This window comes from Sulfitobacter sp. HI0129, assembly GCF_001635395.1.
GTDB lineage: Bacteria > Pseudomonadota > Alphaproteobacteria > Rhodobacterales > Rhodobacteraceae > Sulfitobacter.
In genome coordinates this window covers 1-4,844 of the sequence record NZ_LWGH01000525.1, presented here as the reverse complement: position 1 = coordinate 4,844, position 4,844 = coordinate 1, and the positions used below count along the sequence as shown (strand labels likewise).

Genomic DNA, 4,844 nt, shown 5'->3' with positions numbered 1-4,844 from the left:
TGTCGACATCCTGATCGAGCCTTCCGCAAAAAACACCGCCGCCGCGATCTGCTCTGCCGCCCTGGCACTAGAGGCCCGTGCGCCGGGTTCGCTGATGCTGGTGGCGCCATCGGACCATGTAATCCCCGACGCCGCCCGTTTCCGCGACGCTGTTCAGGCCGCCGCACCTGCCGCCTCCGCCGGTCAACTTGTCACCTTCGGCATCCGCCCCGACCGCCCCGAAACAGGCTATGGCTGGCTTGAGCTCATCGAGGCACCCGACGCAGACTTCGCTCCTAGGATGCGTACCCATTAACAGGATTCCCTTCGCGCTGCGTCCGTGATTCACTGATTCCGGGACAGGAGGTAGTGATGGCGCGTTTTGATCTGACGGATGGCGAGTGGGGGCTGATCCAGCCGCTGTTGCCCAACAAGCCAAGGGGTGTGGCGCGGGTGGATGACCGGCGGGTTCTGAATGGCATCTTCTGGGTGCTGCGAACCGGGTCGCCGTGGCGCGACCTGCCGGAGAGGTATGGCCCCTACACGACCGTCTACAACCGGTTCAACAGGTGGGCGAAAGCGGGCGTCTGGGTCCAGATCTTTGAAACGCTGGCAGAAAAATCCCCCGACAGCATGCAGTTCATCGACTCCTCGATCATCCGGGCACACCAGCAGGCGGCGGCCAAAAAAGGGGGGCCGATCACACCCTTGGCCGCTCTCGTGGCGGACTGAGCACCAAGATCAACGCGATGGTGGATCATCGCGGACTGCCGCTGGCGATCACGCTGTCGCCCGGGCAGGCATCGGACAAGGCGGCGGTCGCTGACCTGCTTGCCGCTCATCCCGCCCCCGGAGATGTCGTCGCGGACCGGGGATATGACGCCCGCGCGATCCTCGAGCTGATCGCGGCGCGCGGCGGGCGGGGCCACATCCCAACGCAACGAGACCGGAAAGTTCAGCGCTCGGTCGATCCCGCGCTCTACCGCCAGCGCAACTTGGTCGAGTAGTTCTTCCACAAGCTCAAACACTTCCGCAAGATCGCCACCCGATACGAAAAAACCGCCCGAGACTATCTTGCCGCGGTCCTTATCGCCTGCTCACGCCTCTGGGTCAGACATTATGAGTCCGCATCCTAGCGCCCCAGCCCCTCAAGAGCTTTGTTGAAAAGCCCGACCAGGCGAAGGCCGACACACTCTTGAAAGGTGGCTTGCACCTTTGGAACGCGGGGATCTTCCTCTTTACAAGCACGGCGATCCTGGACGCATTCGCCGAGCACGCGCCAGAGGTTCTTTCGGCCCGTCGGGCTGCGGTCGATGGCGCCGAAAAGGACCTGTCCTTCACCCGACTAAAGGCAGAGCCTTGGGATAAATTGCCCGATATCTCCATTGATTACGCCGTGATGGAGCGCGCGGGCAATCTAACCGTCGTTCCTTATGGCGGCGCTTGGTCAGACCTGGGCGATTGGCAAGCGGTCTGGCGTGAAGGCGATGCTGATGAGAAAGCCGTCGTCACGACCGGACCGGCGACTGCGCTCGATTGCGATTCCACTCTGTTGCAAGCCACCACCGGCGCACAACAGCTTGTAGGGATCGGATTGACCGACATTGTCGCGGTTGCCATGCCTGATGCGGTGCTGGTCGCACATAAGGACCGCGCTCAAGATGTCAAAGACGCAGTTGCCGCACTGAAAGCCCAAGGTGTATCGCAAGCTACGGCTCTGCCACGCGACTACCGACCCTGGGGCTGGTACGAGAGCCTCGTCATCGGGCCACGTTTTCAGGTCAAACGTATCGTTGTACATCCGGGTGCGCCCCTCTAGGTCACGCACTCATAAATGACTAGCGCGGTTTCGGGATTGCTGATTCACTTCTGTGAGAGAGGAGAGCAGCAAGATGCAACGTCGCTACGAATTGACAGACTTCGAATGGTCGATCATCGAACCGCTTCTGCTGAACAAGCCGCGTGGTGTGCCGCGGGTGGATGACCGGCGGGTGCTGAACGGCATCTACTGGCGGCTGAGAACCGGATCGCCCTGGGCCGACATCCCGGAACGTTATGGACCCTACACGACCTGCTACAATCGGTTTGTCCGCTGGGCGAAGCTGGGTGTGTGGGACCGGATATTCGATGCGGTGTCAGCGGCCTACGAAGGTTCGGAACAGTCGGTGGACAGTTCCTCGATCCGCGTTCACCAGCACGGGGCCAACGCAAAAAGGGGGCGCGCAGACCGCCGGCACCGCCGGTCTGGCTGACCTTCGAGCCGTCTGCCTGGGGCGCTCACGGGGCGGTCTGACCACCAAGATCCACGCAGTCTCCGACGCGCGCGGCCTGCCGATCACGCTGAAGCTGACCGCCGGACAGGCGCACGACGGACGCTCGGCGGATGACATGCTGGACACGGTCGGGGCGGGGCAAACCCTGCTCGCCGACGCCGCCTACGACAGCAACCGACTGCGCGAACGCCTCGCCGCTGTCGGCGCAAGAGCCGTCATCAAGCCAATCCCGCGACGCAGCACACCACCACCGCTGGATCGGCACGCTTACCGACGCCGCAATAGGATCGAACGCTTCTTCTCAAAACTCAAGCACTACAGGGCCATCGCAACACGATACGAGAAACACGACGCCAACTTTCTCGCTCTCATCAAACTCGCCGCAACACGCATCTGGTTGCGGGTTTATGAGTCGGTAGCCTAGCCTCCAAAGCCACCACCACCGCGCCGAGCATTGGATTGTCGTGGAGGGCACCGCCAAGGTGACGGTCGATGAAGGGGTAAAGCTCATCACCGAAAACCAAAGCGTCTACATCCCCCTCGGCGCTGTGCACCGCATGGAAAATCCCGGCAAAGTCCCGTTGACGCTGATCGAGGTGCAAACTGGCAGTTATCTCGGCGAGGACGACATCATCCGATACGAGGATGTCTACGCCCCCGGGCAAGGGGCGAAGGGATGAGCGCACAAAATCAAAAGAACATCGTAGTTGTGGGCATCGGCAACGTCGGCTTGTCCAATGCCGCTCTGCTGGCGCAAAACCATAGAGTCACTGCAGTTGACCTTTCCGCAGAGCGAGTGGCCATGGTGAACGCCAAACAGTGCCCAATTGCCGATTCCGAGCTTGAGGAGTTCCTCTCGACGCGCCCAATACACTTGAACGCCACGACAGACCTGGAAGCCGCCTTAAGTGGTGCCGAGATTGTCATCATCGCGACTCCCACGGACTATAATCCCAAAACGGATTTCTTTGACACGTCTTCTGTAAAGAGCGTGACGCAGATCGTCTCGACGGTGGCACCCGACGCTACAGTCGTGATCAAGTCTACCATTCCAGTGGGCTTCACGCAGAGCTTGCGGGACCGCACTGGCAATCCAAATATTCTATTCAGTCCTGAATTCTTGCGCGAAGGCCGCGCACTTTACGACAATCTACATCCTAGTCGCATCATCGTGGGCGACATGTCGGACCGCGGTCTCGCGTTTGCTAACTTATTGACTGAAGCAGCTGAGAAGCAAGACGTTCCCGTCTTGTTTACTGAAAGCTACGAGGCCGAGGCGATCAAGCTTTTCGCCAATACCTACCTTGCCATGCGGGTCGCCTTCTTCAACGAGCTCGACAGCTATGCCATTGCCAATGGGCTCGACTCACGGCAAATAATCGAAGGTGTGGGGCTCGATCCGCGCATTGGCACTCACTACAACAACCCGTCCTTTGGCTATGGCAGCTATTGTCTACCAAAGGATACAAAGCAACTCTTGGCTAATTACACGGCCGTGCCACAAAATCTAATTTCTGCTATTGTGGATGCCAACCGTACCCGGAAAGACTTCCTAGCCGATCAAATTGTCGCCAAGCAGCCAAAGGTGGTAGGCGTCTATCGGCTGGTGATGAAAGCCGGGTCCGACAACTTTCGGCAATCGTCGATTCAAGGGATCATGAAGCGCATCAAAGCCAAAGGCATCGAAGTGATCGTCTTTGAGCCCATGCTGAAAGACGAGATTTTCTTTGGACCAAAAGTAATCCGAGATTTGGAGAAGTTCACACAAAACGCCGACGTCGTTGTTGCAAACCGTCTAACCGACGAAATCGAAGAAATACGTCACAAAGTCTACACCAGGGACTTGTTTGGCGAAGACTGACGCGTCTTGAGCTCTTGCGCGCGGTGAAGGGCTAAGCCAAGCGTCAAAAAAATGCCCACCAGCACGACGTCTCCGTCATTTGCGCTTGGGGTTCGATTTGAGTCGATACCCACCAAGTCAGTCGAAATGAACTGGATGCCAGAAGTGAGCCCACTCTTGACCCCCAGAAGGACGTTTGGTCAGCAGTGAAATAGCCGTCCGCAACTCGAAAAAACCCCTGCAGCTCGACGGTATCGCCCGCAGTGAGGTCCACCATCGTCTGCAGCCAGAGCGCGGTTGCCCCGGAGAATTGCGTGGTAAGCGGTGCGCCACTCCCACACTTACGGCATGACGCTTGATCTGCGATTCAGAGGCTTCTTTGATTAGTGGGGAGTTTCTCGATGGGAGCTATAAGCGAGTTTCTGGCAAGTGCGCCTCGCCGTGCGGACGGCAAGCGGAATTGGCCGCGGGAGTTGAAGGCTCGGATCGTGGCGGAGACGCTGATAGAAGGCGAGACGGTTGGACTTGCCCTTCAAAAGTGGAGAGCACCAACTGAGGAACCAGGAGGTGTTCTATGGAAAACGGAAACAGGCCGACGCCGGAGTTTCGGCGTGAAGCAGTTCGGCTGGCATTGACGAGCGGCAGGACGCGGCGGGAGATCGCGGAAGATTTGCGTATCGGGTTATCGACGCTGACGCGGTGGCTGAGCCAGGAGCGCGACGCCATTGAGCCGAGTGAGACCCCCATCGATC

General features: G+C 59.0%; 3 protein-coding genes and 4 pseudogenes. All 7 read left to right on the top strand.

The genetic code is table 11. From position 1 onward, the window contains the following. Positions 1 to 287, top strand: a pseudogene (locus A3764_RS14380) (sugar phosphate nucleotidyltransferase); the annotation flags it as partial. A 64-nt stretch (positions 288 to 351) separates the two neighbouring features. Further along, a pseudogene (locus tag A3764_RS24130) lies at positions 352 to 1,115 on the top strand (IS5 family transposase). A gap of 2 nt (positions 1,116 to 1,117) precedes the next feature. Beyond that, positions 1,118 to 1,795: pseudogene (locus tag A3764_RS14365) on the top strand (sugar phosphate nucleotidyltransferase); the annotation flags it as partial. A gap of 76 nt (positions 1,796 to 1,871) precedes the next feature. Next, positions 1,872 to 2,676, top strand: a protein-coding gene (locus A3764_RS24125) for an IS5 family transposase (RefSeq protein WP_443069068.1) whose coding sequence is annotated in 2 segments (ribosomal slippage) — positions 1,872 to 2,200 and positions 2,199 to 2,676 — 807 coding nt in all. Because the reading frame shifts where the segments join, the coding sequence is not laid out codon by codon here. Next, positions 2,675 to 2,932: pseudogene (locus A3764_RS14350) on the top strand (cupin domain-containing protein); the annotation flags it as partial. The gene A3764_RS24125 and the pseudogene A3764_RS14350, both read left to right, overlap by 2 nt. Beyond that, the gene (locus tag A3764_RS14345) at positions 2,929 to 4,113 is read left to right on the top strand and encodes a nucleotide sugar dehydrogenase (RefSeq protein ID WP_067923623.1); all 1,185 of its coding nucleotides are present in this window, start codon (positions 2,929 to 2,931) and stop codon (positions 4,111 to 4,113) included. The pseudogene A3764_RS14350 and the gene A3764_RS14345, both read left to right, overlap by 4 nt. A 553-nt stretch (positions 4,114 to 4,666) precedes the next feature. Next, the coding region (locus tag A3764_RS24115; RefSeq protein ID WP_150122192.1) for a helix-turn-helix domain-containing protein at positions 4,667 to 4,844 on the top strand (178 nt) is incomplete at its 3' end.